We start from the raw sequence: 15,812 nt of genomic DNA, 5'->3' as shown, positions 1-15,812 counted from the left end.
GAATTGGGTATTGTTGGTGAATTTGATATGGCTGTTTGCTTTTCTATTTGCCGCCCCTATTGCCGCACGGTAATGCCACTGGCAACAATTCTTCCTCAATGATCCTTTGATGATCACCTTTCCTGTTTGTTTTCTATTTAAATTATTGATAAATAACAGTTAAAAATATTGGCACAGTGTTTGCTTTATTAGCCCCAGAAGATGATTTTTGGAGCAAAATTATGGATCGCGCACTGTTTCTTGCCATGAGTGGCGCTAAGCAAAATATGCAAGCTTTGCAGCTACGTGCTAACAACCTTGCCAACGTAAGTACAACGGGTTTCCGTGCTGATTTAGCACAAGCACGTTCAATGCAAGCGTACGGTGAAGGCATGCCTACTCGTGTTTTCAGCATGACAGAACGTCCGGGTCATAATTTCGCACAAGGTAGTGTGGTCACCACTGGTCGAGATCTCGATGTTACCGTTCAAGGTGATGGTTGGATTTCGGTAATGGACAATACTGGCCGTGAAGGACTAACGCGTAACGGTAACCTAAAGGTTGACCAAAACGGTTTGCTAACAAACGCAAGCGGTCATTTGGTGTTAGGCGAGAACGACGCCCCCATCACACTCCCTATTCCTATCAGTAAAGTCGAAATCGGCACAGACGGTACAATTTCGGTGATTCCTCAAGGCGCTCCAGCTGAAGAATTAGCGATTGTCGACCGTATCAAGCTTGTGCGTCCAGATAACCAAAGCTTATTTAAAGACACGAATGGTTTATTCCGTTCGAAAAACCCAGATCAGGCATACGAAGCAGATGCAGCGGTAACGTTGCTAAAAGGTGCCATCGAAGGCAGCAACGTAAATGCTGTTGGTGAAATGACCAGCCTAATTGACTTACAACGTCAGTTTGAAATGCAGGTCAAGATGATGAGCACGGCAGAGGAAATGGACAAGTCGTCTGATTCACTGCTTCGTATGAGCTAATAGAATTTAAAGGAATTTGCTATGCATCCAGCATTATGGGTAAGTAAAACAGGCTTAGATGCCCAACAAACCAATATCTCAACAATTTCAAACAACCTTGCCAACGCCTCAACCATTGGTTTCAAAAAGAGTCGTGCGGTATTTGAAGATTTGTTCTATCAGAACATTAACCAACCGGGTGGCCAATCTTCTCAGAATACTGAGTTACCGAGCGGTTTGATGCTGGGTGCCGGTTCAAAAGTCGTCGCCACTCAAAAAGTGCATACTCATGGTAATGCTCAAACCACTACAAACAGCTTAGATATGATGATCGAAGGCGATGGTTTCTTCCAAGTTGAAATGCCAGATGGTGAAACAGGTTACAGCCGAAATGGTCAGTTTACGCTGAACGGTGACGGCGCAATCGTAACCTCAGGCCAAGGTTATGCGCTGCAACCAGAAATCGTTATCCCTGAGGATGCTATCTCTGTGACGGTAGGTAACGACGGTGAAGTATCGGTTCGTCTACGTGGTGAACAAAACAACGTGGTAGTCGGCCAAATTACAATTACAGACTTTGTAAACCCAGGTGGCTTAGAGCCAGTCGGTCAAAACCTTTACTTGCCAACAGGCGCAAGTGGTGATCCACAAGAGGGTGTGCCGGGCTTTGATGGCTTAGGTAATATCCGTCAGTCGATGCTAGAAACATCAAACGTAAACGTAACCGAAGAGCTGGTTAACATGATTGAAGCTCAGCGTGTATACGAAATGAACTCGAAAGTTATCTCGTCGGTAGACAAGATGATGAGCTTTGTTAACCAACAGCTGTAATTGGTTTATTAGCCGTTTAGTTATTTATAATTAATAGATCTGTTTCTAATTAATCTATTTACCATTGCCTACTGAGAGTATATCGCCATGAAACGTATTTTTTGCCTAGCTTTGTTAGCCTCAATGACGGGTTGTACTGTACTGGATCCGATTGAAACTCCGGCACAAGAAAACGCGACCACAGTGGTTGATGCGGTGGAAGGTGATAAGTCGGCTCAAGAGAGCTCAGGCATTATCGATACGCTTCGTGGTAGAACAGACCCAATTGCTGGTGATCCTGCATGGGCGCCAATCAATCCAAAGCAAAAACCAGAACACTACGCAGCGGCAACAGGCTCTTTGTTCAATGTGAGCCATATTGGCAGCATGTATGACGATTCAAAGCCTCGTGGCATTGGTGACATCATTACTGTGGCGTTAGACGAGAATACTCGAGCGACCAAAAAAGCCAACGCAGACATGTCTAAGTCGAATGATGCTTCTATGGAGCCATTGGCAGTCGGTGGTCAAGAGCTCACTATCGACAAGTACAACTTCTCTTATGATCTGAGTAACACCAACACCTTTGCCGGTGATGCGTCAGCCAACCAAAGTAACAGCATCAGCGGTTATATTACCGTTGAAGTCATCGAAGTATTAGCCAATGGCAACTTAGTGGTTCGTGGTGAGAAATGGATGACATTGAATACCGGTGATGAGTACATCCGCCTAAGTGGCACGATTCGCCCGGACGACATTGACTTCGAAAACACCATTGCTTCGAACCGAGTTTCTAACGCGCGAATTCAGTACTCAGGTACTGGCGTTCAGAAAGATATGCAAGAGCCTGGATTCTTGGCACGATTCTTTAATGTATCTTTGTAGAGCTTGAGACAGTGTCGACAAACTGACACTCCTAGAATTATCTAATTTCAAGCTAACTCATTATAAATTAAAGCAATACAGACAGGTTACTCAATGAAAAAACTGACACTCGTACTATTCGGCATGCTATTTCTTGCTACCAGTGCCCATGCTGCGCGTATTAAAGACGTGGCAAAAGTGGCGGGTGTTCGTAGTAACCAACTTGTCGGTTATGGTTTGGTTACGGGTTTGCCGGGCACCGGTGAGACAACTCCCTTTACCGATCAAACGTTTAACGCAATGCTGCAAAATTTTGGCATTCAATTGCCACCCGGCACTAAGCCAAAAACTAAAAACGTCGCAGCGGTAATTGTTACCGCTGAACTGCCGGCCTTCTCAAAGCAAGGTCAGGAAGTTGACGTAACGGTTTCTTCTATCGGCGCAGCAAAAAGCCTGCGTGGTGGTACCTTGCTGCAGACTTTCCTAAAAGGTCTAGATGGTCAAGTGTATGCTGTGGCACAAGGTAACTTGGTTGTGAGTGGCTTTAGTGCTCAAGGGAATGACGGATCTAAGATTGTCGGTAATAACCCTAACGTTGGCATCATCTCTAGTGGTGCGACAGTTGAGCAAGAAATCCCAACCCCCTTTGGTCGTGGCGACTACATCACTTTCAACCTAATCCAATCTGATTTCACCACAGCGCAACGTTTGGCTGATGCGGTTAATAATTTCCTTGGTCCACAAATGGCTTCTGCGGTCGATGCAACGTCAGTAAAAGTACGCGCACCACGAGAAATCAGCCAGCGTGTGGCTTTCTTGTCTGCCATCGAAAACATTGAATTTGACCCAGCAGAAGGTTCTGCAAAGATTATTGTTAACTCTCGTACAGGCACTATTGTTGTTGGTAAACATGTTCGCCTAAAAGCGGCTGCGGTTACGCACGGTGGCATGACGGTAGCAATCAAAGAAAACCTAAACGTGAGCCAACCGAATGCATTCTCTGGTGGTCAAACGGTGGTGGTTCCCGATTCTGATATCGAAATAACAGAAGCCGATGGCAAGATGTTCAAGTTTGAACCTGGTTTAACGCTCGATGATTTGGTTCGCGCAGTCAATGAAGTGGGCGCTGCACCTTCTGATTTAATGGCAATCCTTCAAGCACTGAAACAAGCGGGTGCGATTGAAGGCCAGTTGATCATTATTTAAGGCATAAAGCATGATTAAGAATAACAATGACATCGGCTTTATTCACGACATCGGTAGCCTAGACCGTCTTCGTCAACAAGCCGTAAATGGTGAAGAAGGCAGTGAGAAAGAAGCATTAACTGCTGCTGCAAAACAGTTTGAATCTATTTTTACGTCGATGTTGTTTAAGTCGATGCGAAGTGCGAACTCGAGCTTTAAGTCGGATATGTTGAATAGTCAGAACGAGCAGTTCTATCGCCAAATGCAAGATGACCAAATGGCGAGTGAGTTGAGCGCTTCTGGTTCATTAGGGCTTGCGGATATGATTGTCGCTCAATTGAGTGCAGGCCAAGCCAGTGATGAGTCTGAAGAGAAAGTTCGTAGTGAAGGGTTTGATACTTCATTGCAAAGGCCTCAGTTCTCAGGTCGTTCAGAAGGTAAAGCTTCTGAAGTACAATCTGCGTCAGCCATGTCAGCATCAGCTCTGTCAACAACAGGCGTGTCAGTAGCAAAACAACCCGCTTCATTTGATTCACCTGAATCGTTCGTTACGTCGATGAAGCCTTATGCCGAAAAAGCGGCAAGTGCACTCGGTGTGGATTCATCGCTGTTGTTGGCACAAGCAGCACTTGAAACAGGCTGGGGTTCTAAAATGGTTAAAAACTCTTTGGGCAACAGCAATAACCTGTTCAATATTAAAGCAGACAGAAGCTGGAAGGGCGATAAGGTTGTAACTCAGACTTTAGAGTTCCATGGTAAAACAGCCGTTAAAGAGTCGGCTTCATTCCGTTCTTACTCCAGTTTCGAAGATAGCTTCAACGACTATGTTAAGTTCTTGAACGAAAACCCAAGGTACGATACCGCTCTGCAGCATCAAGGTAATTCAGAGAATTTCATCAAAGGCATTCATCAGGCTGGTTACGCCACTGACCCTAATTATGCAGACAAGGTTTTACGAGTTAAAGCCAAGATTGATGAGATGAACTAGCTTCATTAATCTACATAGAGAGCTTGCTACTGGCAGGCTCTTTTCTTATCCAGTCTTTGACGTTTTCTTGTTGTCCCCTAGCTTCCTCTTGTCATTTCCTACTAAATATTTTCTTTCAACTCACTGCCTTACCTGTTGGCACATATATTGCTAAATATCTTGGTAATATGCTGTAGTAGTTAATCAGTTCATTCTGATTTTGTTAAGTTTTTTGGGGGCATTATGGCGTCGGATCTTCTGAATGTAGGGGCACAAAGTGTTCTTACGGCTCAGAGACAGCTAAACACCACAGGTCATAACATTTCTAACGCCAACACAGAGGGCTATAGCCGTCAGTCTGTGATTCAAGGTGTGAATGACCCACGTCAGTACGGTGGTCAATCCTATGGTATGGGTGTGCATGTGGAAAATGTTCGCCGCTCTTGGGATCAGTTTGCCGTCAAAGAACTTAACTTATCGACAACCAATGCCGCTAATAAAGGCGATACAGAAGCCAACCTCGATATGTTGTCGAGCATGTTGTCATCGGTCGCTTCAAAGAAGATTCCAGAAAACCTCAATGAATGGTTTGATTCAGTTAAGACACTTGCCGATACACCGAACGATGTGGGTGCTCGTAAAGTCGTGCTAGAAAAAGCAGGGCTCTTGACTAAAACCCTAAATGAATTTCATGAAACGGTACGTCAACAGTCTGATTCTACGAATAAAAAATTAGAAGTCGGCATTGAACGTGTCAACCAACTTGCGGTTGAGATTCGTGACGTCCAGCGCTTGATGATGAGAACGCCAGGGCCTCACAATGATTTGCGAGATCAGCACGAAAAACTGATTAATGAACTATCCGGTTATACCAAAGTGACGGTGACACCACGCTCTAACGCGGAAGGTTTTAACGTCCATATTGGTAATGGCCATACCTTAGTTTCTGGTAGTGAAGCGAGTCAATTGAAGTTAGTTGATGGTTTACCTGATACACATCAGCGTCGACTTGCAATTGTTGAAGGCAAGTCTCTGAAGGCGATCACCAGTAATGATATCGATGGGAAGATCGGTGCCATGCTTGATATGCGAGACGAACACATTCCTGACATCATGGATGAGCTTGGACGTTTGGCGACGGCTTTCTCGGAGAAAGTGAATTCACTCCAATCACAAGGGTTAGATCTCAATGGTAACGTTGGTCAAAACCTCTTTACTGATGTGAACTCTGAGCTAGTTGCTAAATCTCGTGTTACAGCTGGCAGTCAATCAAAGGCTGATGTTGCCGTTTATATTGATGATATGTCTGCCTTAAAAGGCGGAGAATATGGTCTTAAGTATGACGGAAGTGACTATGTCGTGACTAAGCCCGATGGTGAAACCGTAAAGGTCAGCACCAATTCAAGTGGCAATGCCTTTTATTTAGATGGCATGCGAGTTGAAGTTCGAAATCCCCCAGAATTGGGTGAGAAGCTTTTGTTGCGCCCAACGCGTAATTTCGCTGCTCAAATGCAGATGGAAACCAAAGATCCCAAAGATATTGCGGCGCAAAGTTATGAGGCATCAACCACGTTTGCTAAAGGCAGCGCTGGATTTAAGATCTTAGCCGCCGGTCAACTGCGTGAATTTGAAGTGATTGTGTCACCAAAAGGTGAACAGTTTGCCGTGACTGACCCGAAAGGCAATATTTTAATGCAGCCTCAGCCGTACCCACCTGAAGGGTCGGTTACGATTAATGGCACGACTTTCGAGTTGACCTCTGGCGCTGTGGCAAACGATAAATTTACGGCAAACCTTGTCCCTTCAGAAGGCGACAATGGAAACTTACGTAAATTACAAAACCTCCAGACAGGAAAGGTATTGAATGATGGTGAGTCTACGATCTTGGATCTCTATCATAACTTGAATACTAACACGGGCCTGAAAACGTCGACGGCAATTCGCTTAAGCGACATTGCCACCTTAGAAAAGGAATCCGCTCAGGAACGTATTGCTTCAGTGTCGGGGGTTAACCTCGATGAAGAAGCGGCAAATATGATGAAATTTCAGCAAGCGTACATGGCTTCTTCACGCATCATGCAAGCGGCTAATGATACGTTTAATACTATTTTGGCTCTGAGGTAGGAAGTATAAATGTTGAATCGTATTTCGAGCTTCCATAATTACCAATCTGTTCAGAATGACTTACGCCGTCAAGAGAACAAGATACATCACAACCAAGCGCAATTGGCCTCGGGCAAGAAATTGCAGTCGCCAAGTGATGACCCATTAGCGACGCACTATTTGCAGAACATTGGTCAGCAGTCAGAGCAGCTCAAACAGTACGTAGATGCGATTACGTTAGTTCGAAACCGTTTAGAGCATCATGAAGTTATGATCGCTAACTCGGAAGGATTCGCTGATGAAGCGAAGCGAACTGTGATGGAAATGATCAACGGTGCACTTTCTCCAGAAGATCGCTTGGCTAAACAGCGTGAAATTCAAGAACTCTCGAATAACTTTTTGCATCTGTCGAATTCACAAGATGAATCAGGCAATTACACCTTTGCTGGTACGAAGCCGAAGAATCAACCCTTCTTTAGAGATAATGAAGGTAACGTCAGCTACCAAGGTGATGACTATCAACGCAAGATGCGTGTCGCGAGTAGCTTCGAGATGGCGATGAATGATCCGGGCAGTAAGTTATTTATGGAAATAGATAACCCGTTCGGTGATTACGAACCTCAGTATGAGCTTGAACCCGCTTCTGAACTACTTTTGGAACGAGCGACGAACTCGGCTGAAGATTCATCGAAGTATAAAGTGACGTTTGTTGATATGCAGACAGGAACGTTTGCTTATCAGCTAGAAAAAGACGGTGCCGTAGTCGCCGCTGAAGATTTTGATCCTTCGACAGGCATACAATTTGAAGGGCTCAATATCCAAATTAAAGGTCAAATAACCAGGGGAGATTCAATTACTTTGGAACCTCGAGAAACCTTCTCGATTTTTGACACCTTTAAAGAAGCGGCTGAGCAGGCTGAAAACCCGGTGTCGGACGCATCAGCAACAGCGAAATTGCACCAAGTAACTGAAGAGTTCCATGCCGCGTTTATCCATTTGACCAAAGCGAGAACCGATGTTGGTGCGCGTTTAAGTACACTGGATATTCAAGAGCAACAACATGAAGATTTTAAGTTGTCTTTAGCGAAAGCAAAAAGCAACTTTGAAGATTTGGATTATTCGAAGGCCATCATTGAATTCAATGAAAACTCTCGAGCATTGCAAGCTTCTCAACAAGCGTTTGGTAAAACTAAAGACCTAACCTTGTTCAACTATATTTAATGATCAATCGGTATTTAGTGGTGAATTAACACTCACCATTGAAGTAGATTCTTTGCCTTATGTGCTATGCCATACGTGCGAATCACTTTAAAGTTTGCCGGATTATTATACAGAACACAGTGTGTTTGATATGAGCGGCAAAAAGCGGCAACTCATGAATGAGCTTAGTTCATGATTCCGTAGTAGTAATACAATATCGCGCTATGATTAATTATAACTTATTGATTTTTATGTCTTATAAAAATAATTAATGGATAATTAAACTTGGCATATAACTTGTATCTGTGTTTGTCATAAATGATTTATACAGTTCTTAAACCTTGAATGAGGTTTAACGAGTAATACACGGTCAGTGCTTATCCATATGAGAGTAAAGCTGGCCGCTTCGCAGAAACTTTGCGAACTCATAAGGAGAGCAAAATGGCTATCAATGTAAGCACTAACGTATCTGCTATGACAGCACAGCGTTACCTGAATAAAGCATCTAATGACTTAGCGACCTCTATGGAGCGTTTGTCATCAGGTCATAAAATCAATAGCGCAAAAGACGACGCAGCTGGTCTGCAAATCTCGAACCGCTTAACGGCGCAATCTCGTGGTCTTGATGTCGCAATGCGTAATGCCAATGATGGTATTTCTATTGCTCAAACCGCTGAAGGCGCGATGAACGAATCAACAAACGTACTACAACGTATGCGTGATCTAGCTATTCAGTCATCAAACGGTACTAACTCGGCAGCGGAGCGTACAGCGCTTGATGAAGAGTCTTCGGCACTTCAAGATGAGCTAAACCGTATCGCGGAAACAACCTCGTTTGGTGGCCGTCGTCTGTTGAATGGTTCATTTGGTGAAGCATCTTTCCAGATAGGTTCTAGCTCTGGTGAAGCGATGATTATGGGACTCACTAGTGTTCGTGCTGATGATTTCCGTATGGGCGGTACTACGTTCGATTCTGAAAACGGTAAAGATAAAAGCTGGGAAGTGCCGCCAACCGCGAGCGACCTTAAGTTTGAATTCAAAACCAAAGCAGGTGAAGACATCGTTTTAGATATCAATACCAAAGCCGGTGATGATATCGAAGAGCTTGCTACTTACATTAATGGTCAATCTGATCTTGTTAACGCATCGGTTACCGATGATGGTCGCATCCAACTATTCGTTGCTGAACCTGACCTTGAGGGTGCAATGTCGATCTCTGGTGGCCTAGCATCTGAGCTAGGTATTAAGAGTGAAGGCCGTGCAACATCGGTTCAAGATATTAGCCTAACCAGCGTTGCAGGTTCACAAAACGCAATCAGCGTGATTGATTCTGCAATGAAGTATGTAGATTCACAGCGTGCTGATTTGGGTGCTAAACAGAACCGTCTAAGCCACAGTATTAATAACTTGGCAAACGTTCAAGAGAACGTAGACGCTTCAAACAGCCGAATCAAAGATACGGACTTTGCGAAAGAGACGACGCAAATGACCAAATCACAAATTCTGCAACAAGCAGGTACTTCGATACTTGCTCAAGCAAAACAGTTGCCTAACTCTGCAATGACACTATTGCAATAGTTATTGGTTGAACTTGCTGCTCGTGTTCAGACGTGAGCCATGCAGTAAGGGAAACTGGCAAGCATACTTACTATTGAGTGTTTAGCTCTCTCATCTCTCACCTGCTATCCATTTTTACAGTAAGAATGCAACGGCAAGTCGGAAATGTGTTCATTTCTCGATGATCTCCACACAGGCTCTGACGCGCCAACTAGCCCCGGTTCTCTCAAAGGAAAAGGGGCTTTTTCCTTTCTGTTATCTACCTTTTTATTATTCTGTCTTTCTGTTCCCCCATCTAGCCTCTAGCTTTGTCTTTGTTAATGCCTAAAGCTTCTATTTAACGAGTCTGCTTCGCTATAAATAACCCGTCTTAGAACATCAAATCTTCGCTAATACGAAATGTTTCGTGATTGATCATTTCTATACGTTCGCTAACTAATAAGTCATTTAGAGTGTTTTTTAAACAGATTGAGGTCTTTTCTCCGTTGGAAATGGTCACGGTTTCAGAAAAAGACGAAAATTAAGTGTCTGATAAATAGATAATTAATATTTTTTTTGTGGTTTTTTAAAAGTTTTTCTAAAGCTTCGGGATTTTGAGCCGTTATTAAATGTAACTTTGAGAGAACTACTTGGTTTTCCGAGACGTCGGAAACCGCTATACCGGAAAATCAATTGGAGAAATCACCATGGCAGTGAATGTAAATACAAACGTTTCAGCGATGACAGCGCAACGTTACTTAAACAACGCAAACAGCGCACAACAAACATCAATGGAGCGTCTAGCTTCAGGCTCTAAAATCAACAGCGCGAAAGATGACGCTGCGGGCCTACAAATCTCTAACCGTTTGAACGTTCAAAGCCGCGGCCTTGATGTTGCTGTACGTAACGCGAACGACGGTATCTCTATTGCACAAACTGCTGAAGGTGCAATGAACGAGACTACTAACATCCTGCAACGTATGCGTGATTTGTCTCTACAATCTTCAAACGGCTCAAACTCAAAATCTGAGCGTGTAGCGATTCAAGAAGAAGTAACAGCACTGAACGACGAACTGAACCGTATTGCGGAAACCACGTCTTTTGGTGGCAACAAGCTGCTTAACGGTACTCACGGTACTAAATCATTCCAAATCGGTGCGGATAACGGTGAAGCGGTAATGCTTCAACTGAAAGATATGCGCTCTGATAATGCTCAGATGGGTGGTAAGAGTTACCAAACTGAGAACGCGAAAGACAAAGACTGGAACGTTCAAACTGGCTCTAACGACCTAAAAATGTCGTTCACTGATAACTTCGGTCAAGCACAAGAAATCGATGTGTCTGCGAAAGCGGGCGATGACATCGAAGAGCTAGCAACGTACATCAACGGTCAACAAGACTCTGTTAAAGCGTCTGTAACTGAAGACGGTAAGCTACAGATGTTTACTGGCAACAACAAAGTTGAAGGCGAAGTGGCATTCTCTGGCAGCCTTGCTGGCGAATTAGGCATGCAACCTAGCAAAGATGTAACGGTTGATACTATCGACGTGACATCAGTTGGTGGCGCACAAGAATCTGTAGCAGTCATCGATGCGGCACTTAAGTATGTAGACAGCCACCGTGCTGAACTGGGTGCTTTCCAAAACCGTTTCGACCACGCTATCAGCAACTTAGACAACATTAACGAGAACGTTAACGCATCTAAGAGCCGTATTAAAGATACCGATTTCGCGAAAGAAACGACTCAGATGACTAAGTCTCAGATCCTTTCTCAAGCTTCAAGCTCTATTCTTGCTCAAGCGAAGCAAGCACCGAACTCGGCACTTAGCCTACTAGGTTAATCGATTGAAAGGCCACGTTGGTTATAAGCGCTGTTTATCATAAGCGCAGTTGATCATAAACGTTAGGCTTCCACAAATTAGCTCGTGGTGAGAGATGAGCGCTAAACAGACCCAGCTTCGGCTGGGTTTTTTATTGCCTGTTATTTAGCAAAGGATGTCTTCGGGGAAATAACCGTGTCGGTGATTCGGGATGAAAACGGGATTCCCCATCACGCTTATCCCTCGCGGTAGGGAATGACAAATATTTCTAGATGATGAATTTTTTGTTCGCACGCTTCGGCGTTTTGGCCGACATAAGTAGTGATTCGAATACGAAGAATTACCTTTCGATCCTCATCTTAGAATTGAGTAGAACGAGGTATCAGAGGCCGGTTTCCTATCTCATTTTCATGAGGGGGAGCGATACCCGTAATGATAAATTTGGCTTTAGCGGACATGAGCCTATTAATTGAAGAACGATCACACTTTCCTTTGTTATTGAAAATAATGCGAAAAAAAAACGATTTTTTATTAAAGCTTCTAATTAAGGGGCCGTTAAAGGGATTGAGAGAAATGATATGTACCAATGTAAGGTGAGAGAGACACTGGTATGTAAAACAAATTGATGTGGATTTGTGTGAGGTGAGAGTCACATAGGTGCACTAAAAAATGCCTAAAGGAGATCAACTATGGCGATTAATGTAAGCACTAATGTGTCTGCAATGACGGCTCAGCGCTACCTAAATAGCGCGGCTGAAGGTACTCAAAAATCAATGGAGCGTTTGTCTTCTGGCTATAAAATCAATAGCGCAAAAGATGATGCTGCTGGCCTACAAATTTCTAACCGCTTAACGTCGCAAAGTCGTGGCCTAGATATGGCTGTGAAAAATGCGAATGACGGTATCTCAATTGCACAGACTGCTGAAGGTGCAATGAATGAGTCAACCAACATTCTGCAACGTATGCGTGACCTTTCTCTTCAATCTTCAAATGGTTCAAACAGCAAATCTGAACGTGTTGCGATCCAAGAAGAAGTATCGGCTCTAAACACTGAACTTAACCGTATCGCTGAAACGACCTCTTTTGGTGGTAACAAGCTTCTTAACGGTACTTACGGTAGCCAATCTTTCCAAATCGGTGCTGATTCTGGTGAAGCAGTAATGCTAACGATGAACAACATGCGTACTGACACTCAAGACATGGGTGGTAAGAGCTACGGTGTTACAGAAGGCAAAGATGCTTCTTGGCGCGTAGGTGCTGGTTCTGATTTAACGATCAAATACAACGATAAGTTTGGCGAAGCACAAGAGTTGGCTATTTCTGCGAAGGAAGGCAACGATATGGAAGAGCTAGCAACTTACATCAATGGTCAGAGCCAAGACGTTAAAGCGTCGGTAGGTGAAGGCGGTAAACTGCAACTTTTCGCTTCAAGCCAAAAAGTTGAAGGTGATGTTGAGTTCGGTGGCAGCCTTGCTGGTGAGCTAGGTATCGGTGCAGCTAAAGACGTTACCGTTAACGATATCGATGTAACCTCGGTTGCTGGTGCAAACGAAGCCGTGTCTGTTATTGATGGCGCACTAAAATCAGTGGACAGTAACCGTGCTTCTCTTGGTGCTTTCCAAAACCGTTTTGATCACGCTATCAGCAACTTAGATAACATCAACGAAAACGTTAATGCTTCTAAGAGCCGTATCAAAGATACCGATTACGCGAAAGAAACAACGGCAATGACGAAGTCTCAAATCCTACAACAGGCGAGTACTTCTATCTTAGCTCAAGCAAAACAATCACCATCAGCAGCTCTAAGCTTATTGGGCTAAACTTACTCCGGTAAGTAGCGGTAAACTCTACTGAGCGTAGAGTTTTACTGTTTGGCTCATAAAGGAGGGAGGGAGAGTGTTATGGAAATTCCATCCAACGCATCGAACATCCAGCCTTACGGCTCACCTAATGGCATTAAAATTGCAAGCGATGAAGGTAGTAGTGCGTCGAGCATTTCACGACTGAAAGAAGTAACATCTTATGGCAAGGTAGAGAAATCGAAAGAAGAGGCTACCGAAGCGGCGATTCAATTAGCTCAAGTTAGACAAGAGTTAAATGATGAAGAGCGAGTCAAGATGGTAGAGAAGGTAAACGAGTTTATCTCTTCTCTCAATAAGGGTGTTGCTTTTAAAGTTGATGAAGAATCGGGTAGAGATGTGGTCACCATTTATGAGACTACAACAGGTGATATTATTCGCCAGATACCTGATGAAGAAATGCTTGAAATTCTAAGGCGCCTAGCAGCCCAAAACTCGAATAGTAGAATATTTGAGGTGAAGGTTTAAGTCGTATTATTGAGGTGGTTTAATGAGTTTTGGCCCAATGGGGATTTCGTCTGGCATGGATATCAATTCCATGGTCAGCAAAATTGTAGATTCGGAGCGTGTACCTAAACAGCAACGAATCGACAATGAACGAACGCGAATCGACACCAGCATTAGTGCCTATGGAAGACTCAGAGAATCCCTTGATTCGATGAAAAGCCTGATGACAAATTTTCGTCAGGAAAAAGCTTTCGCTGTGCGAACAGTAGAGAGTACAGATGAAGCTCTTGTCTCTGCAACAGCGACTACCGAAGCGATCGCTGGCAAATATGCCATCGATGTGTTGCAGCTTGCCCAGAGCCATAAAGTGGCTTCTGATGTATTATCAGAGGACATGAAATTTGGCCCAGGTAAGCTGCAGGTTTCGCTTGGTGATGATAGTTTTGACATACAAGTTGGCGACAGATCGAAACTTATCGATGTTGTTCGCGGTATTAATGGTGCAGATAACAACCCAGGCGTTCGTGCATCTATTATCAATGATGTCGAAGGCCCACGACTTATTGTCGCCTCGAACCAGTCTGGTTCAGATCAACAGATCAGCATTAATGTAGAATCTGATGCTGCTAACCCTCTAAAAAAACTCGAATACAAAACGCTTGAAGAACGCGTTAAGGCGCTAGAGAAAGCACGCCTTGCTGCTCAAGATGTTCTTGCTCTAACCCCTGCAGGAAAAGCCGTTGAACTCATCGATGAAGCGATCGCTAACGATGACCCAAATGCGAGTGAAACACTCGATGAAGACGGCAATGTTATCCCAAAAAACCAAACCGATGCTGCTTCATCCGCTGACGGAGACTCTCAAAGTCTTAGCTATGGCGAGCAAGCTGCAGCCGATGGTCAAGCTGCCCTAGACGCAGCTCAAGCCGCTAAATCAGTGATGCCTGAAGACAATATCCCGGGTTGGACTGAAACAGCGTCAGGAACTCTTTTAGATTCTTACTACACACCAGAACTTGAGCTTGATGAAAAAGCGATAGAGAAGGCTCCTGATGTTCCGGGGTGGTCAAATGCTGCCTCGGGTACTCTGACCGATTCTTACGTGACGCCGAAAGAGGCTCAACAAAAGCTTGAAGCTGAACAAGCACGTATCGAAGACAAAATTTCACAAGAAAAAGCCGATCTGGCTGAGAAAGTTCAAAAAGGCGAATTGACCGCTGAACAAGCCAAAAAAATTGAGCGTGCGAAATTAGAACCCGAAGAGCGTGAGCTTTTAGAGCAAGTCGATAAAGCGCAAGCTGACCTCGAATTGGCACAACAGTCTTTTGACACCTATAGCGGTATGGCTGAAGTTCAGGCTGGGCAAGATTCAATGGTCGTCTTGGACGGCGTTGCTCAGCTTTCGAGTAATAACAATGTGATTGAAGATGCCGTTGAAGGTATCGATATTACGGTGAAAGGAAAAACACCAAAAGATAAGCCGCCGGCAGAAATTGGTGTTGAGTACGACCGTAAAAGTGTTCGCCAAGACATTGAGACCTTTGTTAATTCCTACAATCAATTTTACCAAGTCTCTAAAAACTTGGCGGGCGTTGATCCAACGACTGGCCAAAAAGGGCCGCTTTCTGGCGACAGTACGGTACGTAACGCCGACTCGAGACTGAAAGGTGTCTTCTCGTCGAGCATTGAAGGTGCGCCAGATAACCTCAAGTCATTGACTGAATTTGGTATCACGACAACGAGACAAGGTTCGCTAGAAATTAACTACGACATGCTTGACCGTCAACTTAACAATAACTTTGATAAGTTGGGTGAGTTCTTTGGTGGCAACAATGGTTTCGCCAAAAAAGTGGAAGATGCGATTCAAGGCATCACGGGCATTACCGGCTCAATTCGTACACGAGAAAAGAGCTTAGTCGAACAGAATTATCGCTTGGCTGATGATCAAGGTGCATTGGACCGCCGAATGGACAGCCTAGAGAGCCGCACGCACTCTAAGTTTACTGCTATGCAAGATGCGACCAGTAAGATGCAATCTCAATTGGGCAGCATGATGAATGCGTTAGGTTAA

The 15,812-nt window shown here is 44.2% G+C and carries 12 protein-coding genes; all 12 read left to right on the top strand.

Going from position 1 to position 15,812, the window contains the following annotated elements:
* The first annotated feature begins 221 nt into the window (after nucleotides 1–221).
* The gene (locus OCV36_RS11785; protein WP_017073281.1) at nucleotides 222–971 is read left to right on the top strand and encodes a flagellar basal body rod protein FlgF; all 750 of its coding nucleotides are present in this window, start codon (nucleotides 222–224) and stop codon (nucleotides 969–971) included.
* A gap of 21 nt (nucleotides 972–992) precedes the next feature.
* Entirely contained in the window at nucleotides 993–1,781 is a 789-nt protein-coding gene (gene flgG, locus OCV36_RS11780; protein ID WP_017073282.1) for a flagellar basal-body rod protein FlgG, read from the top strand.
* Nucleotides 1,782–1,868: 87 nt separating this feature from the next.
* Nucleotides 1,869–2,645, top strand: a complete 777-nt coding sequence (flgH, locus tag OCV36_RS11775; RefSeq protein WP_017073283.1) for a flagellar basal body L-ring protein FlgH — start codon at nucleotides 1,869–1,871, stop codon at nucleotides 2,643–2,645.
* A 93-nt stretch (nucleotides 2,646–2,738) separates the two neighbouring features.
* Entirely contained in the window at nucleotides 2,739–3,830 is a 1,092-nt protein-coding gene (locus OCV36_RS11770) for a flagellar basal body P-ring protein FlgI (RefSeq protein WP_017073284.1), read from the top strand.
* 10 nt (nucleotides 3,831–3,840) lie between these two features.
* Nucleotides 3,841–4,797 (top strand): flagellar assembly peptidoglycan hydrolase FlgJ, encoded by a 957-nt coding sequence (gene flgJ / locus OCV36_RS11765; protein ID WP_135455384.1) that lies wholly within the window; start codon nucleotides 3,841–3,843, stop codon nucleotides 4,795–4,797.
* A 222-nt stretch (nucleotides 4,798–5,019) separates the two neighbouring features.
* Nucleotides 5,020–6,900, top strand: a complete 1,881-nt coding sequence (gene flgK / locus OCV36_RS11760) for a flagellar hook-associated protein FlgK (protein WP_135455382.1) — start codon at nucleotides 5,020–5,022, stop codon at nucleotides 6,898–6,900.
* 9 nt (nucleotides 6,901–6,909) lie between these two features.
* Nucleotides 6,910–8,100, top strand: coding sequence for a flagellar hook-associated protein FlgL (gene flgL, locus OCV36_RS11755; protein ID WP_017073287.1), 1,191 nt, complete (start codon nucleotides 6,910–6,912; stop codon nucleotides 8,098–8,100).
* A 420-nt stretch (nucleotides 8,101–8,520) separates the two neighbouring features.
* The gene (locus tag OCV36_RS11750; RefSeq protein WP_017073288.1) at nucleotides 8,521–9,657 is read left to right on the top strand and encodes a flagellin; all 1,137 of its coding nucleotides are present in this window, start codon (nucleotides 8,521–8,523) and stop codon (nucleotides 9,655–9,657) included.
* A gap of 665 nt (nucleotides 9,658–10,322) precedes the next feature.
* Nucleotides 10,323–11,456, top strand: coding sequence for a flagellin (locus OCV36_RS11745; RefSeq protein WP_261887524.1), 1,134 nt, complete (start codon nucleotides 10,323–10,325; stop codon nucleotides 11,454–11,456).
* Nucleotides 11,457–12,124: 668 nt separating this feature from the next.
* The gene (locus tag OCV36_RS11740) at nucleotides 12,125–13,255 is read left to right on the top strand and encodes a flagellin (protein ID WP_135457925.1); all 1,131 of its coding nucleotides are present in this window, start codon (nucleotides 12,125–12,127) and stop codon (nucleotides 13,253–13,255) included.
* A gap of 81 nt (nucleotides 13,256–13,336) precedes the next feature.
* A complete protein-coding gene (gene flaG / locus OCV36_RS11735; RefSeq protein WP_017073213.1) occupies nucleotides 13,337–13,762 on the top strand; it encodes a flagellar protein FlaG in 426 nt (141 codons plus the stop codon).
* 22 nt (nucleotides 13,763–13,784) lie between these two features.
* Nucleotides 13,785–15,812 (top strand): flagellar filament capping protein FliD, encoded by a 2,028-nt coding sequence (gene fliD / locus OCV36_RS11730; protein WP_017073212.1) that lies wholly within the window; start codon nucleotides 13,785–13,787, stop codon nucleotides 15,810–15,812.

Origin of the sequence: Vibrio echinoideorum (assembly GCF_024347455.1) — a bacterium.
Taxonomy (GTDB): Bacteria; Pseudomonadota; Gammaproteobacteria; order Enterobacterales; family Vibrionaceae; genus Vibrio; species Vibrio echinoideorum.
Note: the sequence above shows the minus strand (reverse complement) of the source record. Positions and strands in the feature narration are given on the sequence as shown.